The sequence below is a fragment of the Microvirga sp. 2YAF29 genome (assembly GCF_052114605.1).
GTDB lineage: Bacteria > Pseudomonadota > Alphaproteobacteria > Rhizobiales > Beijerinckiaceae > Microvirga.
In genome coordinates, this window is record NZ_JBFRFB010000010.1 from 50,616 (window position 1) to 69,406 (window position 18,791).

The 18,791-nt window shown below is 59.8% G+C and carries 17 protein-coding genes; 5 read left to right on the forward strand and 12 right to left on the reverse strand.

Annotation, left to right across the window (positions count from 1 at the left end):
* Positions 1-2 precede the first annotated feature (2 nt).
* The 4 genes from AB4Y85_RS14090 (at position 3) to AB4Y85_RS14105 (ending at position 3,866) form a co-directional block, all read left to right on the forward strand.
* Positions 3-1,082, forward strand: a complete 1,080-nt coding sequence (locus AB4Y85_RS14090; protein WP_441985536.1) for an ABC transporter ATP-binding protein — start codon at positions 3-5, stop codon at positions 1,080-1,082.
* Positions 1,083-1,119: 37 nt separating this feature from the next.
* The gene (locus tag AB4Y85_RS14095) at positions 1,120-1,887 is read left to right on the forward strand and encodes a sugar phosphate isomerase/epimerase family protein (protein ID WP_441985537.1); all 768 of its coding nucleotides are present in this window, start codon (positions 1,120-1,122) and stop codon (positions 1,885-1,887) included.
* Between the two features lie 5 nt (positions 1,888-1,892).
* Positions 1,893-3,068 (forward strand): Gfo/Idh/MocA family protein, encoded by a 1,176-nt coding sequence (locus AB4Y85_RS14100; RefSeq protein ID WP_441985538.1) that lies wholly within the window; start codon positions 1,893-1,895, stop codon positions 3,066-3,068.
* A gap of 486 nt (positions 3,069-3,554) precedes the next feature.
* Positions 3,555-3,866: a hypothetical protein gene (locus AB4Y85_RS14105; protein ID WP_441985539.1), complete on the forward strand. Its 312-nt coding sequence runs from the start codon at positions 3,555-3,557 to the stop codon at positions 3,864-3,866.
* Positions 3,867-4,205: 339 nt separating this feature from the next.
* Here AB4Y85_RS14105 and AB4Y85_RS14110 read toward each other — a convergent pair whose 3' ends face one another.
* From AB4Y85_RS14110 to AB4Y85_RS14150, 9 genes are all read right to left on the reverse strand, one after another.
* Positions 4,206-5,444 (reverse strand): HlyD family secretion protein, encoded by a 1,239-nt coding sequence (locus AB4Y85_RS14110; RefSeq protein WP_441985540.1) that lies wholly within the window; start codon positions 5,442-5,444, stop codon positions 4,206-4,208.
* Complete coding sequence (locus AB4Y85_RS14115) at positions 5,437-5,919, reverse strand: hypothetical protein (protein WP_441985541.1); 483 nt, start codon at positions 5,917-5,919, stop codon at positions 5,437-5,439. The genes AB4Y85_RS14110 and AB4Y85_RS14115 overlap by 8 nt, the downstream gene beginning before the upstream one ends.
* A 133-nt stretch (positions 5,920-6,052) precedes the next feature.
* On the reverse strand, positions 6,053-6,859 hold the full coding sequence (gene fabI, locus AB4Y85_RS14120; protein ID WP_441985542.1) for an enoyl-ACP reductase FabI: 807 nt from the start codon (positions 6,857-6,859) through the stop codon (positions 6,053-6,055).
* Entirely contained in the window at positions 6,856-9,273 is a 2,418-nt protein-coding gene (locus AB4Y85_RS14125; protein ID WP_441985543.1) for a DUF3141 domain-containing protein, read from the reverse strand. Before AB4Y85_RS14125 ends, fabI begins: the two co-directional genes overlap by 4 nt.
* A 29-nt stretch (positions 9,274-9,302) precedes the next feature.
* Positions 9,303-9,815, reverse strand: coding sequence for a hypothetical protein (locus tag AB4Y85_RS14130; RefSeq protein ID WP_441985544.1), 513 nt, complete (start codon positions 9,813-9,815; stop codon positions 9,303-9,305).
* 17 nt (positions 9,816-9,832) lie between these two features.
* Entirely contained in the window at positions 9,833-11,038 is a 1,206-nt protein-coding gene (locus AB4Y85_RS14135) for an acetate/propionate family kinase (protein WP_441985545.1), read from the reverse strand.
* A 3-nt stretch (positions 11,039-11,041) separates the two neighbouring features.
* On the reverse strand, positions 11,042-12,022 hold the full coding sequence (locus tag AB4Y85_RS14140) for a phosphate acetyltransferase (RefSeq protein ID WP_441985546.1): 981 nt from the start codon (positions 12,020-12,022) through the stop codon (positions 11,042-11,044).
* A 264-nt stretch (positions 12,023-12,286) separates the two neighbouring features.
* On the reverse strand, positions 12,287-12,748 hold the full coding sequence (locus AB4Y85_RS14145) for a helix-turn-helix domain-containing protein (RefSeq protein ID WP_441985547.1): 462 nt from the start codon (positions 12,746-12,748) through the stop codon (positions 12,287-12,289).
* Between the two features lie 127 nt (positions 12,749-12,875).
* Positions 12,876-14,567 carry a mechanosensitive ion channel family protein gene (locus AB4Y85_RS14150; RefSeq protein WP_441985548.1) on the reverse strand — a complete coding sequence of 564 codons (1,692 nt, stop codon included), beginning with the start codon at positions 14,565-14,567 and terminating at the stop codon, positions 12,876-12,878.
* Between the two features lie 27 nt (positions 14,568-14,594).
* On the opposite strand from AB4Y85_RS14150, the gene AB4Y85_RS14155 reads away from it, so the two are divergent.
* Positions 14,595-14,762: a hypothetical protein gene (locus AB4Y85_RS14155; RefSeq protein ID WP_441985549.1), complete on the forward strand. Its 168-nt coding sequence runs from the start codon at positions 14,595-14,597 to the stop codon at positions 14,760-14,762.
* Positions 14,763-15,391: 629 nt separating this feature from the next.
* On the opposite strand, the gene AB4Y85_RS14160 is transcribed toward AB4Y85_RS14155, so the two are convergent.
* The 3 genes from AB4Y85_RS14160 to AB4Y85_RS14170 all read right to left on the reverse strand — a co-directional run bounded on the left by AB4Y85_RS14160 (position 15,392) and on the right by AB4Y85_RS14170 (position 18,757).
* Positions 15,392-16,204: a DUF2092 domain-containing protein gene (locus AB4Y85_RS14160; protein ID WP_441985550.1), complete on the reverse strand. Its 813-nt coding sequence runs from the start codon at positions 16,202-16,204 to the stop codon at positions 15,392-15,394.
* 135 nt (positions 16,205-16,339) lie between these two features.
* A complete protein-coding gene (locus tag AB4Y85_RS14165; RefSeq protein WP_441985551.1) occupies positions 16,340-17,446 on the reverse strand; it encodes an AraC family transcriptional regulator in 1,107 nt (368 codons plus the stop codon).
* Between the two features lie 258 nt (positions 17,447-17,704).
* Positions 17,705-18,757 carry an ABC transporter ATP-binding protein gene (locus AB4Y85_RS14170; protein WP_441985552.1) on the reverse strand — a complete coding sequence of 351 codons (1,053 nt, stop codon included), beginning with the start codon at positions 18,755-18,757 and terminating at the stop codon, positions 17,705-17,707.
* Positions 18,758-18,791 lie beyond the last annotated feature (34 nt).

Genomic DNA, 18,791 nt, shown 5'->3' on the forward strand with positions numbered 1-18,791 from the left:
ACATGTCCACCGTTTCCGTTCGCGATATCACTGTCGCCTTCGAGGCAGTCCGAGTCTTCAACGGCCTGTCCCTCGACTTCGAGGCAGGTGAGTTCATCGTCCTGCTCGGCCCTTCAGGCTGCGGAAAGTCAACGCTGCTCAACGCCATCGCCGGCCTCCTCGACATTTCCGACGGTCAGATCTGGATCGGGGGACAGAACGTCACCTGGGAGGAGCCGAAGGATCGCGGCATCGCGATGGTGTTCCAATCCTACGCGCTCTACCCGCGCATGAGCGTGCGTGAAAACATGTCATTCGGTCTCAAAATGGCGAAGACGCCCAAGCCTGAGATCGAAAAGCGGGTGAGGCAGGCAGCGGAACTCCTGCAAATCACCCACCTTCTCGACCGCCGCCCCGACCAGTTGTCGGGCGGCCAGCGCCAGCGCGTCGCGATTGGCCGGGCGCTCGTTCGCGATGCTGCGGTCTTCCTGTTCGACGAGCCGCTCTCCAATCTCGATGCGCAGCTCAGGAATGAATTGCGGGTCGAGATCAAGCGGCTGCATGCCCGGCTCGGCAAGACGACGATGATTTACGTGACGCACGATCAGATCGAAGCCATGACATTGGCCGACCGGATCGTGGTCATGAAGGATCAGATGATCCAACAGGTCGGCAGCCCGGCGGAAATCTATCACCGTCCCGCCAACATGTTCGTCGCCGGTTTCGTCGGGTCCCCGCAGATGAACTTCATCAAAGGCAGGCTCGAAGACACCGGCAGCGGACCGATTTTCGTGTCTGGCCAGCGTCGCCTGCCGCTCCATGGCTATACGTTCACGGGCGGCCCCTCCCCTGGCCGGGAGGTGGTTCTCGGTGTGCGGCCGGAGCATGTGAGGATCGTCGAGCTCGGCGCTTGGCCGGGATTCAGCGTCGATATCATCGAGCCTATGGGTGCCGACACCGTGATCTGGTGCAGGGATCCTGAAGGTGTCCTCCAGGTGCGCACCAGCGGAGACATTAGGCTATCGCTTGGCGACCATCTCAATCTTGGAATCGATGCCGCGCAGGTCTCCCTCTTCGAAGCCGAGAGCAGCCAACGCCTCTGAACGCCAGCGCTTTCACATTCAAAACTTTGAGGACTTCATGAGCGTCACAGATTGCCTTTCAATTCAGCTTTACACCCTGCGCTCGATGGAAGACCTCGACCGCATTCTCGATACCGTGGCGCAAGCCGGGTACCGCTATGTGGAAATGGTCGGCTCGCATCTCGATGATGCGCAAGGCGTGCATTCCAAACTGGATGCGTGGGGCCTGAAGGCATCCTCCAGCCATGTCAGCCTGGCCGCGTTGCGTGAAAAGCCCCATGCAGTCATCGAGGCCTGCCAGGTTCTCGACCTCACGGACCTTTACATGCCCGCTGTTCCTCCCGAGCAGCGTGACATGGCAGCCGATGGATGGCGTTCGCTCGGGCAGGAGCTCGGCCAAATGGCCGAGCGCTTCCAGAAGGAAGGCATCCGGCTCGGCTATCACAACCATCATTGGGAGATGGTCCCGAAGGATGGCGCCAAGACGGCGCTGGAGCTGATCTTCGAAGAAGCGGACGGCAGCCCCCTCGCCTGGGAAGTCGATGTGTCGTGGCTTGTACGCGGCAATGTCGACCCTAAGGCATGGATCGAACGCTACCGCAGTAAGATCACGGCAGCTCACGTCAAGGACATTGCTCCCGCAGGACAGAACGAAGACCAGGACGGTTGGGCGGATGTTGGCTCCGGTGTGCTGGACTGGCGCAGCCTGTGGCGGACCTGCCGTGAGGCAGGCGCCAAATGGATGGTCGTCGAACATGACAAGCCCGCCGACCCTGCCAAGACAGCCCGCGCGAGCTTCGACTTCCTGCGCAATATCGAAGGATAAGAACCATGAAAACCCTGAATGTCGGCATCATCGGGTGCGGCAACATCTCGGGCATCTATCTTCAGAATATTCCGGCCTATCGGGGACTGACGCTGCGCGCCTGCGCCGATGTGAGGCCCGAGATCGCACAGGCACAGGCCAGCCGCCACGGGATCGAAGCCCTCACGGTCGACCAGCTTCTGGCTCGCGAGGATGTCGATCTCGTTGTGAACCTCACGATCCCCAGCGCTCATTTCGGCGTGTCTCTCGCCGCACTCAGCGCAGGCAAGCACGTCTTTTCCGAAAAGCCCCTCGCGGTGGATTTCGAGCAGGGTCGCAAGCTCGTCGATGAAGCCGAGGCGCGTGGCCTGCTGCTGGGCTGCGCACCGGACACATTCCTCGGAGCAGGTGGACGCCTAGCCCGCAAGCTCGTGGACGATGGAGCTGTCGGGCGCATCCTTTCGGGATCGGCCTTCCTCATGTCTCACGGCATGGAGCACTGGCATCCCGATCCGGAGTTCTTCTTCAAGCCGGGCGGCGGTCCCATTCTGGATATGGCCCCCTACTATCTCAGCACCCTGGTCAACCTCATCGGCCCGGTGCAGCGCGTGTTCTCCATGTCGGGCATTGGGTTTCCCGAGCGCGTCGTGACCGCGGAATCTCCGAAAAAGGGCCAGCGGATCAGTGTGGAGACGCCAACGAACGTCATGGCGCTTCTGGGATTCGCGTCTGGTGCTCAGGTCACCTTTTGCATGAGCTGGGATGTCTGGAAGCACGGACATCCTGCGGTCGAGCTCTATGGCACCGAAGGCTCCCTGCGCGTGCCGGATCCGAACTTCTTCGGCGGCTATGTCGAGATAACGGAGCGCGGCGGGGAATGGCAACCCAAGGACTCAAGCGACATGCCGCTTGGGGCGCCGAACTGGCGCTCTCCGAATTGGGCGCCCGATATGCCGTCGCGCGCCAACTACCGCGCGCTCGGCCTCGCCGATCTCGCGAGCGCCGCGCTCAATGGCACTCCTCACCGCTCGACAGGCAGGCTGGCCCTTCATGTCCTTGAGATCATGCACAGCATACTGGAAAGCGCTTCCACGGGACGCGCGATACCGATCACAACTATGCTGGAGCGCCCGGCGACCCTCTCCGACCAGGAGGCAGACTTGCTTTGGCAAGGCTCACCTCATGCAGCTACGGCGGCCTAAGATAGCGTGCAGATCAGGCGCATTGTTTAGAGGGTAGCATTCAGCCTCTCCGAACATTCGTTGACTTCAGCCCTGCCCATTCTCGCCGAGATCAAAGCCCCCGCTCTAATATGAGACGGGGGCTTTGTGTAGGTTTCAAACCAGCATATCTTTCGGATGGACCTAACAGGCCCAGGAACTATGAGCTCCTCGGCGCAGCAGCAGAAATGTTCGACCTGAACGGATTCCCATTTTACCCGGTTTGATGGCCCAAAGTGCCAAGCGATTGTCCCTTCCGGTCAAGCGCCCTACTCCGCTCGACATACAGTAATCCCACGATGTCCGGTCTTCCTGACCCGAGGCAATTTCGGGCAGGCACCTTGGTGGAGGGTCATGATGCGAATTGCTCGACTTGCTTGCGCCGGGCTTGGCTTGGATCTTTCTGTGCTGGCAGGGAGTGTCGGCGCGATGGCGTAACCGAGCCTTTCCAGTTTTCAAGGCGCTTGGTTGCAGGGCAGCGGCGATTGTACTGACGTCTACTCTTTCGCTAGAAAAGAAACATCGTTCAAAAAGCCGATCGATATCTTCGCGCCCGCCTTCATCATATCTGGCAGCCGCCTGAAAACACCCCAAGCGACATGTCGCATTAAATCGGTCAATGCGGCTGGAGAACGACAACGACTTGTTCTCGGCTGCGCCAATGCCATTTCGGCCAGCGAGGTCAGGGTTTTGATGTCAGCGCAGCCCGATGGAACGCTCAAACGCTATTTCAATGAGCAGGACACGATGGGCACCCAGTACCGCCGCTGTTCCCGGTAACAGCCCAACACGACTCCCGGAACGGTGCAGGCCAATTGTACGGTGCGGAGGTCCCGCGCAAGACAGCAGAGCCGATCATTCAGCAGCGCGCTACTCAAGAACGATTGGCATTACGTGCCAAGCATAGAGATTTCGACCGCGCCAACCCTTATTGAACCCCTTTCCAGGGAAGATAGGTTCAATGAGCGCCCGTGCCTGGAGCGGGCGGGCATCATGAGACATCATCGCCGTCTCTCGTTACTTACCGATTTTGACTCCGTCCTTCGCAAGCTGAGTGTAGATCGTCATCAGCCTGTTCATTTCGGAGTTGTAATCGCGCAATCGGACGCCCGCCAAGCCTCAGTGTCCGCCGCCGAAGACAAGGGTTTGAATGGGAAGAACCAGTGCCTGAATCCGCAAGATCATGGCATGGACGAGAGCAACAGCATCCACCGCATGCAAGGCAAAGCCGCGCACGGCACCAACCTCGCCCGACGCGATCAGATCATGATTACTGGTATAGGCATTGGCGATGCAGCTGCTGCCTGGGGTGACCCCGTCAAGTCCGCCTTCATAGAGAGGCTCGAGAAAGACCAGAATTGTGCCCGGCCGAGCTACTTGCTGCACGTCCATCAGTTGCTCACCGCTGCGGATCTGACCCGCGGCGATGAAGTCCTGCACGCCTGTCACTACCATCGGAATGACCGTCCACGGCTTCGAGGCGCAGGTGACCTCCGCTGCCATGCCGGCTTTCATGATCTGGGCTTCGACTTGTGCGAAGCCTGCTTGGAGGCGTCCCCGTCCCGCTTCGATAGGAATCAAGACGCCGGCGGGGCGCATGAGCGGGTTGACGACATCGCCTACGCGCAGTGTGAACTGCTCTATCCGTCCATCAATGCCTGCGCGAATAACGGTCTTGCTCAAATCTACTTCTGCCTGGGCCAACTCAGCTTCGGCGCTTGCCTTCTCAGCCGGCAGAAGCGCGGAATATCGTGCTTCTGCCTGGGCTTTCGCGGCGGTGGCGGCGTCGATCGACCCCTGGCGTCCCTCGACGGCGACCTTAAGCTTTTCGATATCGCGAACGGCTACGGCGCCTGGATTGCGGCGGTAGATTTCCTGCTTCGTCTCCAGTTCATCGACGGCCTGCTGATATGAACTCTTCGCCTCGACGATCCTGCCCTCGGCGCTGAGGATATCCGCTTGCACGACAACCATCGCAGCCTCGGTCTCGAAGATCTTCCGGCGTGAGGTCTCGACGGCAGCCTCCTGCTTCGAACTGTCGAGCCTGAAGATCGGTGAACCTTGCTTAACGGAACCACTCACGCCATCGAGATAGACTTCCGCGACGCGACCGTTGGTTTCGGGAAGGATCGGAATGATGCGGAAGAGCGCCGTAGCGTTGGTCGTCGATGGATGGTGATAGAAAATCACCGTAATCAGCCCGATTGTGAGCATCAGGCACGTGATGATGCCCCACCTCAGCTCGAACCACATCGAAAAGAGCGTAATTTCCTTGCCGATCCGCTTTCCCTGACCGTAACGGCGGTAGAGATAGTCAGGGAGAATGGTCAGCAGAGAACAGAGAAGCAGCTCAAGCATGGATCTTCTCCTTCGGCGTTCGAGATGAAGTAAGGGTCTTCGGTCCCTCGACTGTGCTCTCCTTCGGGTCGTCGGCGGAAATGACAGAACCATCAGGCTCTTTCGGTGTTTCCCCACCACCTTCGCCGGGCTTCATGCCGGCAATCTTCTCGAGAGAACCCGCCATTCTGCGAAGTGGATTTCCGAAATCGGGAATATCGATCAGCGCAAGCAAAAGGCCCGCCACCCAGAACGCATGAATGTGCGTGAAGAGAGCGAGCAAACCCAGCACAGCCACGATCTCGAATTGCAGCTTGTGAGACCGATGCGCAATTCTCTCGGGCAGCGTATGCAACCGAAGGAACAGAAGACCGACAGCGAGAACGGAGAGCACAAGCACCGCAGCCATTACGGCCATCAGGACATCAGTCTCGCCAGGAGGGGTGATGAAGATCGGCAGATGCTGAGGAGCGGCAGGATTCAGCGGCACATTCATGCTGTCTCTCCAATAGGCCCACAGAAATCATTCCCGATGACCATTGCGACGGTGCTCTCGATCCGTATCAGAGGTGAAAGGCTTTCATTCATCAACATCTTCCATAGCCCTTCTGGATCTTGATGGCATTCAATCAGGCCATGATGCTGAGACCGCCATCGACATAAGTCGTCGTCCCCGTCAGGCGCCGAGCAAAGGGTGTTGTCAGATAAGCTGCGGTGAGCCCCACGTCATCGATATCGACCAGCTCTCCGATGGGAGCCCTTTCGGTGGCTTCCGAAAGGAGAACATCGAAATCCTTCAATCCGGAAGCAGCCCTAGTTTTAAGAGGCCCCGGAGATACCGCGTGCACCCTGATATGCTTGTCGCCGAGTTCATAGGCGAGATAGCGAACGGCGCTCTCCAGTGCCGCTTTCACGGGGCCCATGAGATTATAATTCGGAACCACTTTGTTGGCGCCGTGATAGCTCATCGCGAGAAGCGTGCCACCCCCTTCCATCAACGGCTCGGCAAGGCGGGCCATGCGGATGAAGGAATGGCAGGAGATATCCATGGCCACCTTGAAGCCCTCGCCGGAACTGTCGACAAGGCGGCCCTGAAGGTCCTCCTTCGGCGCGAAGGCGATGGAATGGAGCGCTATGTCGAGACTACCCCACGTCTCGCGGATATGGTTGAAAACGGCTTCGAGCTCGCCATCGCGGCCGACATCGCAAGGCGCGATGATCGATGCGCCAAGCTCCTTGGCCAAGGGTTCGACATACGGTCGAGCCTTCTCGTTGAGATAGGTGATCGCGAGTTCGGATCCAAGCTGGCGGAAGACCCGGGCGCAGCCATAGGCGATCGAGTGCTCGTTCGCGATGCCGATGATGAGGGCCCGCTTGCCTTCCAGAACACTCGTTTGAATCGCGGCTTGGGGCAATTCGGTCGGGTGATCGTTCATGAGCTTGACCTTGTACGTCTGTGTTCACGCATTCGACGTTGAGAAGCGGATTGCGCTCGCGCTTTGGGTCGATCCTTCGTTGGACTTTTTACCAGCGTCATGGCGATCGGTTTTGCCTTGGCCTGTCCCTCGGCCAGATCTTCGGAAAGAAGTCGGCGGATTTCGGCCAACAGCAGGACCTGCTTGGAGTTGGCTTCAATGCGGCCTTCCAGGCGATCGAGCAGAACGCGCAGAGAGCGCCGGTCCTCAGGAGACCGTAGAAGCTTGGGTAGAGCCGCAAGCGCCCTCACCGGCTCGAAGTCGACGATATACGACTGCTCGCGAATGATGCCGCGGGCCCGTTCTGCCGGCATGTCGAGAAGGCCGATGTCCTGTCCGACGAGTTCGCGTGCCTTCTTCATAGCTGAAAGCCGCCGCCTTCCCGTGCCCTCCTTCGCCAGCAGGAGTGCCGCACGGACGATGGCTTCCGTCCGGTTTCCATCCTCGATATGCGCAAGTGCCTCCTTGACTAGAGCAGCGTTGCGGATATCGACGGCCTCCTCGGGTTCGGCAAATTGCGCGGAATCCGCCATCCCGATGCTGGCTGGGCCATAGGTGCGGAAGAAGGCGCTCTCTACCGCAGCATCGCGCAGATCGCGATAAAGATCCAACGAAGCGGACGTCATGGCGGCCGTCCAGTGCTCCATCATGACCATGGGACTATCGTTGTCGCGCGACAAACGGTTCGCCTTGGCCAGATCGGCCATGCCTTTGAGAGGCCACAGGAATGGGTTGAGGTCCGACACCGCCCAGCGCTGCGATCTTTGCGGATGCATTGCCCGCCTCATCTCTGCGCCGGCAGGCGTCACTATCGCTGAGATGAAGGGATGAACGAAGGTTTCGTAGGTGGATGCCAAGGCTTCGGAAGCGGTTTCGACTGCCTTGAATGGCATCTCGTCTTTGCGTTCATATTTCTGCAGAACCTGAAGATCCTCGACTCGCCGCTCGGTCAGGAGCACGTCATAATGTACGGCTCCATCGGATTCATGCTCTTCGACCTGCATGCCGTACAAGCCCGGCGGCAAATGCTCGATATACCCGATCAAATCGGTGATCTGAGTGTACTCACGCTTTGCGACCTGGCCCGACACGAAGATGCCCAGATGCCCGACGCTTTTGTGCATCAAGCCAATGATGACCTGTCCATTCGCCTTGAGCGCCTCCGTCGTCGGGTAGAGATCGGCTACCCAGTTGAAAGCCTGTTGCGGCGGGGTGATGTTGTCCCCGAGTGACGCGAACAGGATGATGGGCGACTTGATGGCCCGCAGGTCGAAGGCTCGTCCCTCGGACCATTCAGCGTCACCATCAGCAAGATTGTTTCCGACAAACAGATTCTCGACGATCCAGCGGATCTCGTCCCGGTTCATCAGAAAGAAACCACCCCACCAGCGTTCGAATTCAAGGAAGCGCTCCGGTTCGGTATCGACCTTCGAGAAGAGCGTGTAGTACTTGTCGAAATAGGTGTTGGCCGGATTCAGGTACTCGAAGTTTTCGACGAGGTAGGCCCCGTCGAATTTGCCCGCGCCGAGATCGCTCGCGAGGAGTGCGGGCCAAGTGCCTCCGAGGATGCCTCCGGCGTAACGCATCGGGTTTTCGCCATCATTGCCGGCCCAATACGACATCGGCGCTCCATTGATGACGATGGGCCCTACCAGGTCCGGCTCCATGGCGCCGACGAGCATGGATGCCCACCCGCCCTGGCAGTTCCCAAAAAGGACGGGCTTGCGCGTTTTTGGATGGCACTCGCCAACGATGCGCAGGAACTCCGCCTCGGCACGGGAGACGTCCGCTAGCGTCTGCCCAGGCATCGGATCGGGAAAGAAGATCACGCAATAGACCGGGTGGCCTGCCTTGAGCGCTACGCCGACCTGCGAGTCCTGCTTGAACCCGCCGATGCCCGGTCCATGGCCGGCCCGCGGGTCGATGATGACGAAGGGCCTCAGCTCCGGATCGGTTTTAATGCCATCCGGCGGAACGATGCGCACTAGGGCATAGTTCGCAGGGCGCTCGAATGTGCGGGCGTCAGCAACCATCTCCCAATCAAAATCCAGCAAAGGCGGCTTGCCGGCCTTCTCATGTTCGATCCAATTGTTGCCGCGCTGTCGCAGCGTGTCCCAGAACAGGATCGAGCGCTGCGAGAAGTCGAGCCAATAGGCGCTTGCGTCACGCCAAAGATCCAGAGGCGACGCCGTGCGACTTAATCCGTCAACCATTGGCTCACTCGCAGCCTTCACAGCATCGAAGTAGTGCTGCGCTGCCTTAGTGCACCTTTCCTGATAGACCTGTGTAATCTTCGTCTGCAAGCGGCCGAATTCGATCAGACCCGTTTCAAGCTCATGCTGGTCGGCTTTGGTCGTCGGTTCATGTCCTGGCATCGGCGACGTCCACTCCTGGAAGGTTGATTTCACTTCTTGGTTTCGCCCCATCTGAGGAAAAATCCGACATCTCCCGGAAGCCCCCCTGGCCACTCAATGATCTGCGCGCTGAGTTTGAAGCCTACGGGTTGAAGCTGATCACGCCACAATTCGTAGGCTTGCCGTGGTCGTCCAGTGAGAGTGCTCGGCCATTCCGGATCCGCGTTGTTGATCCCGCGGCCATGATCAGTACACATCGCGTTGGGAAAGCGCATGACCATCAGCTCGGTCTGGCCGCGCTCCGCAGCGGACCGAAGTTTGCTCCGCAGCGGCTGCAGAATTTCATTCAGCCGCTCGGGTGTCAGGTCAATGGGTTCGGCCATCCGCTTGATCAAACCCTGACGAGCCTTCTCGGCTTGGTCCATGCCGTCCACGGATTTCATGGCTTTCGCCATCTGCATGTCAGTCATATATTTCCGCAGGTCAGCCGCCGACATGAACGTCTCGTCCCCAAGTTCACTGAGGGCCTTGTCTTGGTCCGGCTTGCTCTTGAGAGGCTCCATGACTTCAATCTCCCTGGTCAGGATGCGAGCCTGGCTTGCGTGGCAGCGAGGGCGCTGCGCGTTTGCCGTGCGATCACGAGTTCTTCGTTGGTGGGCATGACCCATGCTGTAGGTCCGGATCCGCTGGATATTCGCGGTCCTCCGGCGCGGTTGGCGGCCTCATCAAGGATGAAGCCCGCCCATGTGAGGCCCGCGAGCACCTCGGCCCGCGTCGCCACATCGTTCTCGCCGATCCCGGCGGTGAAAACGATTCCGTCAACGCCGCCAAGCGCCGCCACGAGCGAACCGATCTCACGGATGATGCGGTAGACGAACATGTCGATGGCGCGCCTGGCGTCTACATCCATTGCCTTTGACCGCAATATCCGCATGTCGTTCGAGATGCCGGAAACCCCGAGGAGTCCCGACTTGGTATAGAGCACGCGCTCGGCCTCTTCGGGACTGAGCTTCATCTCTCGGAGCATGAAGAACACGACGCCAGCATCGATGGCGCCGCAGCGTGTTCCCATAGGAAGTCCATCAAGGGCGGAGAAACCCATAGTCGTCGCGATGCTGATCCCTTCCCGGAGCGCGCATAGGCTCGCGCCATTGCCAAGATGGGCGACAATCACTCGTCCCTTTGCCAACTGCGGATCGTAATCCTTCAGCACGGATGCAATGTAATCGTAGGAAAGACCGTGAAAGCCGTAGCGCCGCACGCCACGCTCCCGTATGGAACGCGGCAGGGCAAACAGGCTCGCGATGTCGGACTGGGTCTGGTGAAAGGCCGTGTCGAAGCATGCGACCTGCTGCATTCCCGGCAGACGCCGTTGAACAATCCGGATCGGCTCCAAATTGTGAGGCTGGTGCAGTGGGGCAAGCGGCACCAGCGTCTCAAGTCTCTGGATAACGGCGTCATCAACGAGAACCGGACAGGAGAAAGCCTCACCTCCATGAACGACCCGGTGCCCGATGGCGGCAAGCTTGCGTCCCTCTTGGTGCTGGCGCAACCAGGAGATCAGGTGCATCAACGCTTCCTCGTGTCCAATCCGGTCGCCAGAACTCCACGTCATCTCATCGAGAAGTGGCCCGTCCGTACCCTTGACAAGGAAATGCGCCGCCCCTCCCAGGCCTTCATAGAGTCCCTTCCAGACGAGTTGCGGCTCGGCGCCGTCGAGCATGTCGAAGACCTGGAATTTAAGGCTTGATGATCCTGCATTGAGGACGATGAGAACGGGGATCATCAGTCAGACCTCCGGGATGGCAAGGCGCTTGCGCTGCGCATCGGCTACGAGCGAAGCCACGGCGCAGGAGGCCAGCCGGGTGATCGTCGAATCGGCGCGGCTCGTGAGGATGATCGGAACACGGGCGCCGAGCACGATGCCGGCGGCATCGGCATCCGCCAGGAAGGTCAGACTCTTGGCGAGCATGTTGCCTGCTTCGAGATCTGGGACCACGAGGACGTTGGCCTGCCCGGCCACCGGCGACTCAATCTTCTTGATCTTCGCCGCGCCGAGGTCGATGGCGTTATCGAGTGCGAGGGGCCCATCGAGAATCCCGCCTGTGATCTGTCCGCGATCCGCCATCTTGCATAAAGCCGCAGCCTCGATAGTCGAAGGCACCTTAGGGTTGACGGTCTCTATCGCGGACAGGATCGCAACCCGCACCGGATCGACCCGCAAAGCTCGCGCCAGGTCGATAGCGTTCTGAACGATGTGGACTTTGTCCTCCAGCGTCGGCGCGATATTGATGGCGGCATCCGTGATGATAAGCGCCGTCTCATGCGTCGGAACGTCCATGACGAAGCAGTGACTGATCCGGCGTGCAGTGCGCAGCCCACCCTCGCGGCGGACCACGGCCGCCATGAGCTCATCCGTGTGCAGACTGCCTTTCATCAAAGCATCGGCATCACCGGATTTGACAAGCTCCACGGCCTTTTCGGCTGCCTCATGGCTATACTGGGCATCGACGACGCGCATTCGGGAGACGTCCTTGCCGAGCGCCTCCGCAGCAGCCTTGATCCTGGCTAGCGGTCCGACCAGGATCGGCTCGATCAGTCCAAGATCAGCCGCCTCGAAGACCGCTCCGAGGGATGCCGCGTCGCAAGGGTAGGCCACAGCCACCTTCAGCTTTGGGACAGATTGAGCCTCAGCGACCAGCCGCTCATACTTGTCATGTCGCCGCGTATCTTGCTGTGGCGTACCTTGCGTCGGAACCGCAACCGTCATGATGATCTCCGCGCTCTGCTCCTGACGGGCGGCCGCAATGGGCCACCGGTTGCCGCCGGATTTGCGAGTCGTTGGCCGGAACACGTGTCATGCCAAATCTCGTCATACGGCTCATATGAGAAGGCGATTATGATCCTTCCGACATTCGCTGCTTGACCGGTTGAGCCAATGCTTTGACAGTTTAGGACTGCCCGCCGGGGAAGAGAGCGGTCAAATTCGCCCTCACGACGATGATGGACCTGACTTGATCCCACGGCGACTGGCTCAGAGAGGCTTTTCCATAGGACTTTGAAGCTCGCCCTGCCTCCGATTGCCGCCATAACGCCGCAGTTTACGGAAACGTCTTTTTGGGACACGAAGGTGGCAGGCACGCCACGCAGACGGAGTCTGACCCGACCAACGCCGGAACGCACGCGTGAATGCGCTAGGCTCGGAATATCTGAGAACCGTCGCGATCTGACTAAGCTCCATGTCGGTGTTGGCCAGCAGATCACATGCGATCTCGAAGCGGACCTCATTGGCTACCTGCCGGAATGCAAGTCCCTCAATGCGCAGGTGTCGGCTCAAGGTGCGGCGGTGCATCGAGAAGAGACGGGCGATTGTGGCGGCGGAACAGGTGTCCCGCAACAGTTCCGTTCGTAGCAGGCGGCGTAAATCCCTCGTCAAGGGGCCGACGATAAGGGTCGTGTCTGATCCGTCTGCCGTTTGGGTAGATGGCATCTCCATCGCTCCTTCCCCCTTCCTGACAGGCCTCGCTCTACCAAATCGATCTCATCTTAGTCGCTACCTATCCGCCTGCTTGACCACTTGAGACTTTCTCTTGACAGTTCAGGAAGGCCAGCAGGATGTTCGACTAGACACCCTCTTCGGGCGGGGCTCCCTTAACGAGCTTGAGAGCTTGTCTGGCGGCGGCAGGCCCAGGGTCGTTGCTGCCCGACACCTGAACAGTCGGGAAGGCGAATTTGATCTCGTTCTCGTCGAAGGCCGTCTTGAGCAATGCGTAAGCTTTGCGGCGGATCACGAACTGCTCGCCTGGGCGCGTCATCATTTTCATGCGCAGCTGGATCGCGAAATCGCCGAACTGTTCGATACCCTGCATTTTCAGGGACTCGATGATATTGGGCGCGATTTCCGGATCCGCGGCCAAGTCCTTGCCGACCTGTTTGATGACCTTCTTGGCCCTGTCGATATCGGTATCGTAGGTGACGCTGATGGTCATCTTGTCGATAACCCAATCGCGGCTCATGTTTTCCACTGCCCCGAGCTGCCCATATGGGACTGTGAAGACCGGACCGCGATGATGCCGCAATTTGACAGAGCGGAATCCCAATTTTTCCACGGTGCCCTTGTAACTGCCGCTCTGGATATACTCGCCGACCCGGAAGGCATCGTCCAACAGATAGAAAACCCCACTGATGATGTCCCGGACCAGCGTCTGCGAACCGAAGCCGATGGCAACGCCGAAAATCCCCGCACCGGCGATCAATGGACCGATGTCCACGCCCAGCGACGAGAGGGTCATCAGCACAGCTACGACGGATAGCACGATGAAGGCGGCCATCCGGAACATCGGAAGCAAGGTTCGGATCCGCGCCTGACTCAAGGCAGTCTCGCTGCCTGGAGGCGCCTCGGCCTGCAGGCGCGAAAGGCGTCGGTCGATTTGTGTCTTCACCACCTGCCAGACAAGATCAGCAACGAGCAGGATGACAATGCTGCTGAGCACGCCGCGAACCAGCCTTGTTGCGACCGTATCGCGGCTGGTGAGCTCGACCGGATCGATGTTCCAGACCCAGGCCAGGAACAGGGCCGCTGCAACGATGAGAAGAGCTCGGATACCCCGGTCCAGATAAACGGCACTCAGTTCATGGCGGTTCGCAGCCTCTACGCCCTCTGGTGCCCGCAGCAGGTTTCGGGCGGAGCTTTGGGTTATCTTAACCGCCTGTGGCATCAAGACGGCAATAGTCAGGAGCCAGAATAGACCGATCAGCCCGGCAACCCACAATCCCCATAACAGGACCAGGTAGAGGGACATAAACCACGTTCTTGTGACATGGTGCCGAGGAGAACGTTCAGCGCCTTCCGGCAGCGGAACGAGTACAGGAGCAGGAGAAGGCGGCCATCGCCATACGGCTTCGATCGCCAGCGCCAGCAGGCCAAGCCCGAGAACGTAAGCGACGAGCCTGACTCCGCCCGGTGAGAATCCGAGGGTACGCACGAGCTCGACGGTCGCCCAGCCGAATGCGAACCATCCGACAAACAGCACCAGGCGACGGTACCAGAACCGGGCCGCATAATCGGTCAAGGGAAGAACGCGCAGGGCTTTAGGATCGTGACCGTCCTCCGCCCATGGAGAGAGAAGGATCCGGCTACAAAGGATTGCGAACCGCAACAGGAGCGCCGCGACCAGATAGGCGAGTACGATCCGCCTCAGCAAGGGCGGCCAATCGAAAATGAGGAACGCGCCGACGCTCCCAATCGTGAAGACCGCAACATGTGCCAAACCGAACGCCATACGCCAGCCAACCATCCGCACGCGTTCGGCCACTGTCCCCACCGGACGGGAAAGGCTGCGGTGGCGCGCGGACGTCGTAGCCTTTCCGAGAATCCACTCAGCCCCGACACCAAGGCCGAGGAAGCCGAGAACGAGAAGAAGAACATCGAAGAGGGATCGACTCTGAAGTTCCTGCGCCAGCCTGTCGGCAGCCTGCCGGAATTCTTGCGGGAGGCCAGGTGCCGCTGACACAATGGAACCTAGATGCGTACGCAGCGCTTCGACCCGCGTCGCCAGCATCTCGGAATCCATGCTTTGCGGCTCGGAGGCATTAGGCTCGCTCGGAGAAACCGCGGACTTCCGCTGCTGATCGATCCATATCCGAGTGGCAGGGTCATCCAGGAGCCTGAGAAGTTCCTGGACTTGCGGGGGCGGTGTCGTTGGACTTGAGGGTGCCTGCGGACCTGAGGGAGTTTGTGCGCAGGCAGGGCCGGCGCTCACCTGAGCCACGACCAGCGACAACAGCACCCATAAGGCACCGACCAAAGTCTGGAGGCGTCGCACGCTCACCATCCTATTCCGTTATGGGCATTGATACACAATCTGGCCGTAGGAGTTCACGACTTGTCGGCAGCCGGGAGCAGCATAGTAATAGGTCCCCGCTGCGGCGGCTCCTGCGGCTGCTCCGTAAGTCACGGCCCGACGGGTTGTCCGCCGGGCTACGCCGGCATAGCTCATGGGTGTTGCAGGTCGCCCGACCCTCGCCTCCGCTTGGCCGATAAGCGAGCCGGACGGAGAAAGGCTGCCGGCGCTACAAAGCAGGACCGCAGCGCCAGCCAAGAACATGAATGCCGCGAGACGTTTTGGCTTCAGGGTAGTCATTTGGCACCTCCGGGCACGACTCCAGCCGGAACTTCGTCGATGTCTTTCAGGACGGTGATCGAGACGCCGCTGGAACCGTCCAGTGGCTTGAATGCGAAGGCATCAGAGGCCGGACTGACGCCAGTCTTCCAATCCCTGAAGCGCAATGTGTACTGGGGTGCGGCGCCAACCGCCTTGCTCGTGATAACATATTTCCGGGGGACCGGATGCTCGCCAACCTCAACCCAGATCTGCCAATCGGTGTCGAGGTTGCGGAAGGCGAGATGCTCGCACTCGACGTCTTCTACAACGCCCCGACCGATATGCTTGGCCTCCAGCACCCCGGCCATCAATTCCTCATAGGAATTCGACAGCAGAAGATCGGCTCCCGGCAGGTCGAGCTGCGCCTCGGCGCGGAGCCTGTCGACGACTTCGTCGAACGTGCCTGCGGCAGGCACCTGCGCAAACCGATTGCCGCCACGGTCATGCACCGTCACATTGGTGCCATCCGAGATGAGTTCGATATCGGCATACCCCCCAGTCCGGCTGATCCGGAACTTGTTCGGACGGCTCATGGTGACCTTGCCCGAGGCACTGAACTGAATCTTCTCGACCGCTGGGGTCACCACCTCGATGTCGGCATCGTAACTCAGGGACAAATTGTCCTGGCGGCTGACATAATCCGCCATGGCCTTCAGAATGTTCTGAGCTGCACCATCCTCGGCCCAGGCGGCAGGTGCATATGCACTAATGATGGCCATGCCAGCGAGAAAGCCGAACGCGGATTTCGTGAGCGCCACACCTGGACGTGAACCGATCCTCAGCTTCACCGCGCGATCCTCCCCAAGCTTCCCACGGGAGCATCCAAGCTGCACCCTGCAGGAACAACAGCAGGCCGGATCATTGTAAACTTGCCTGAACGCCGTGCTTGACCGGCGGGGACAATCTCTTGACAGTTTTGACCGTCAGCCCGGGTGGCCCTCGCCGCGCCAGGCAGTGGGTGTCTGGCCCGACCAGCGCCGGAACGCTCGGGTGAAAGCGCTCGCCTCGGAATAGCCGAGGGCCGCCGCAATCTGTCCGAGTGGCACCTCGGTATCATGCAGTAGCTGACGGGCGATTTCGAAGCGAATCTCGTTGGTAATCGCCCGATAGCCCATGCCGCTGCCCTTCAGGCGGCGGCTCAGGGTGCGGCGGTGCATGGCCAGCAGATCCGCAATGTCGTCCGCGGAGCATCGCTTGCTCGTCAAGCGAATGCGCAGCAGCCGGCGGATATCGTCCGACAGAGCGGAGCCTTGAGCACCCTTTATCTGCTGAATCCGCTCCTCCAGCAAAGCCCGCACCATAGGATCGGCCCCGGCAATCCGGTGATCCAGATCGCGGGCTGGAAAGACGACGACGGCTGTTTCCTGATTGAACCGGACAGGCGCCCGGAAATGTAGCCTGTAAGGCTCCTGATCCGCCGGCACAGTCCGTGGCAACAACACCTCAACTGGATTCCAGCCAGCTCCGCAAAGGGCACGCAGGGCGTTGACCGAAACAGCGAGGGATCCATCTGAGATCTGATCCGCGCTCTCGGCCTCGGGCTGATAGACCGAGAAGGCGAACAGCGCCGTGTCTCCAATGACGGTGAGCGACGGGACGGCTCCTCGGTTTTGAATGCTAAGATTGGACACTAGCGCCCGCACGGCATCGCCGAGGGTTTCCGAGTGCTGCATCAGGCGCCCCACCATGCCCAGAGACAGGATCGTGGCGCGCTGGCCGACCAGAAGCCCGAAATGGGGGCAATTGGTTCGGGCCACGCACAGGGTGAGCAACCGCCCCAGTGCCGCATGGGGAATCACGTTCGTTCCATCGTCGAACAGGTGCGGGTCAAGTCCCGCCTCCCTGATGACCGAATCTGGATAAATGCCGAAATCGCGCAAGGCCGGCGAGATTTCCTTGGCGACCCCAAGGTGGATATAGCCCGGGGGAAGGGTCCGTTCGGGCCCCACCAGAATGGGAGACGATAAAGATATGGGTCGTCCCGGACTTTTGTCCGTATCATCGAATGCAGGCCTGATGTCGTCAGTCATCGCCATGGCCTCTTTGCAGAGGATTGGGAGTCCGACCCAGGACCGAATGGACGGCCCCGCTCGACGCCAACGCCTCAACACAGATCACGTTAACATAAGCTAATCGACAATTTGGGCCTAATCACGGAAATCGCCACTCTATTCCCTGCCCTTGTCCAATATAGTCAAAGGCATGCCCTGAAGCGCAGAACCATGGATACGCTTCGATGCGCCTGGAATTGCGCAATACACAGTTCCCGCGACAGGGGCCTATTTCCGTCAGATGCGCTTGCCGGTCTGCCTGTCGAAGAGGTGAACAAGCTTCGGATCGGGCGTGAGGTTGATCTGCTGACCGGGCTGCGCATTGACGCGTTCGCGGAAGACACCGACGACATCGGTGCCACAGAATTTTGCAAAGACTTGCGTTTCCGATCCTGTAGGCTCAACGACCGTTACCTCAGCCGGCAAGCCGTTCGAGTCGAGGATGAAGTGCTCCGGCCGAATGCCGTACATGACCGGCTTGCCGTCCGAGGCCGCGGGCACATTCGCCACCGGCAGGGTAATGCCGCCCTCCGAGATAAAGCGCCCACCCTGCAAATGCCCTTCCAGGAAATTCATGGCCGGTGAACCGATGAAGCCTGCGACGAAGAGGTTGGCCGGGCGATCATAAAGATCAAGCGGGGCGCCGATCTGCTCCACGATGCCATCATGCATCACGACGATCTTGTCGGCCATGGTCATGGCCTCGATCTGGTCGTGCGTGACGTAGACGGTCGTTGTCTTGAGCCGCTGGTGCAACTGCTTGATCTCTGTGCGCATCTGCACGCGCAGCTTGGCATCGAGGTTGGACAGAGGTTCGTCGAACAGGAACACCTGTGGATCGCGCACGATGGCGCGGCCCATGGCGACGCGCTGGCGCTGCCCGCCGGACAGCTGGCGTGGATAGCGGTCGAGCAGTTTGGTGAGACTGAGAATCTGTGCCGCCTTGTTGACGCGCTCCTCGATCTCCGACTTCGGCGCCTTCCTCAGTTTCATTGAGAAGGCCATGTTGTCGGCGACAGTCATATGCGGATAGAGCGCATAGTTCTGGAACACCATGGCAATGTCGCGGTCCTTGGGTGCAACATCGTTTACGACCCGTGGTCCAATCCGGATCTCGCCGCCGGAGATGTTCTCAAGCCCCGCGATCATCCGTAAAAGCGTCGACTTTCCGCAGCCGGAAGGCCCGACGAGGATGACGAATTCACCATCATTGATGGCGATATCGACGCCATGGATGACCTGGGTCGAGCCGTAGGCCTTGCGAACATCGACGATCTGGAGTGAAGCCATGTCAGTTGTCCCTAACTGTCATATGAGCGCGTAA

Excerpts from the sequence above, each read along its gene's own strand:
- AB4Y85_RS14140 (WP_441985546.1), bottom strand. The coding sequence starts at position 12,022 with ATGACGGTTGCGGTTCCGACGCAAGGTACGCCACAGCAAGATACGCGG.
- AB4Y85_RS14135 (WP_441985545.1), bottom strand. The coding sequence starts at position 11,038 with ATGATCCCCGTTCTCATCGTCCTCAATGCAGGATCATCAAGCCTTAAA.
- AB4Y85_RS14170 (WP_441985552.1), bottom strand. The coding sequence starts at position 18,757 with ATGGCTTCACTCCAGATCGTCGATGTTCGCAAGGCCTACGGCTCGACC.
- AB4Y85_RS14100 (WP_441985538.1), top strand. The coding sequence starts at position 1,893 with ATGAAAACCCTGAATGTCGGCATCATCGGGTGCGGCAACATCTCGGGC.
- AB4Y85_RS14130 (WP_441985544.1), bottom strand. The coding sequence starts at position 9,815 with ATGGAGCCTCTCAAGAGCAAGCCGGACCAAGACAAGGCCCTCAGTGAA.
- AB4Y85_RS14125 (WP_441985543.1), bottom strand. The coding sequence starts at position 9,273 with ATGCCAGGACATGAACCGACGACCAAAGCCGACCAGCATGAGCTTGAA.
- AB4Y85_RS14090 (WP_441985536.1), top strand. The coding sequence starts at position 3 with ATGTCCACCGTTTCCGTTCGCGATATCACTGTCGCCTTCGAGGCAGTC.
- AB4Y85_RS14165 (WP_441985551.1), bottom strand. The coding sequence starts at position 17,446 with ATGACTGACGACATCAGGCCTGCATTCGATGATACGGACAAAAGTCCG.
- AB4Y85_RS14145 (WP_441985547.1), bottom strand. The coding sequence starts at position 12,748 with ATGGAGATGCCATCTACCCAAACGGCAGACGGATCAGACACGACCCTT.
- AB4Y85_RS14115 (WP_441985541.1), bottom strand. The coding sequence starts at position 5,919 with ATGAATGTGCCGCTGAATCCTGCCGCTCCTCAGCATCTGCCGATCTTC.
- fabI (WP_441985542.1), bottom strand. The coding sequence starts at position 6,859 with ATGAACGATCACCCGACCGAATTGCCCCAAGCCGCGATTCAAACGAGT.
- AB4Y85_RS14095 (WP_441985537.1), top strand. The coding sequence starts at position 1,120 with ATGAGCGTCACAGATTGCCTTTCAATTCAGCTTTACACCCTGCGCTCG.
- AB4Y85_RS14110 (WP_441985540.1), bottom strand. The coding sequence starts at position 5,444 with ATGCTTGAGCTGCTTCTCTGTTCTCTGCTGACCATTCTCCCTGACTAT.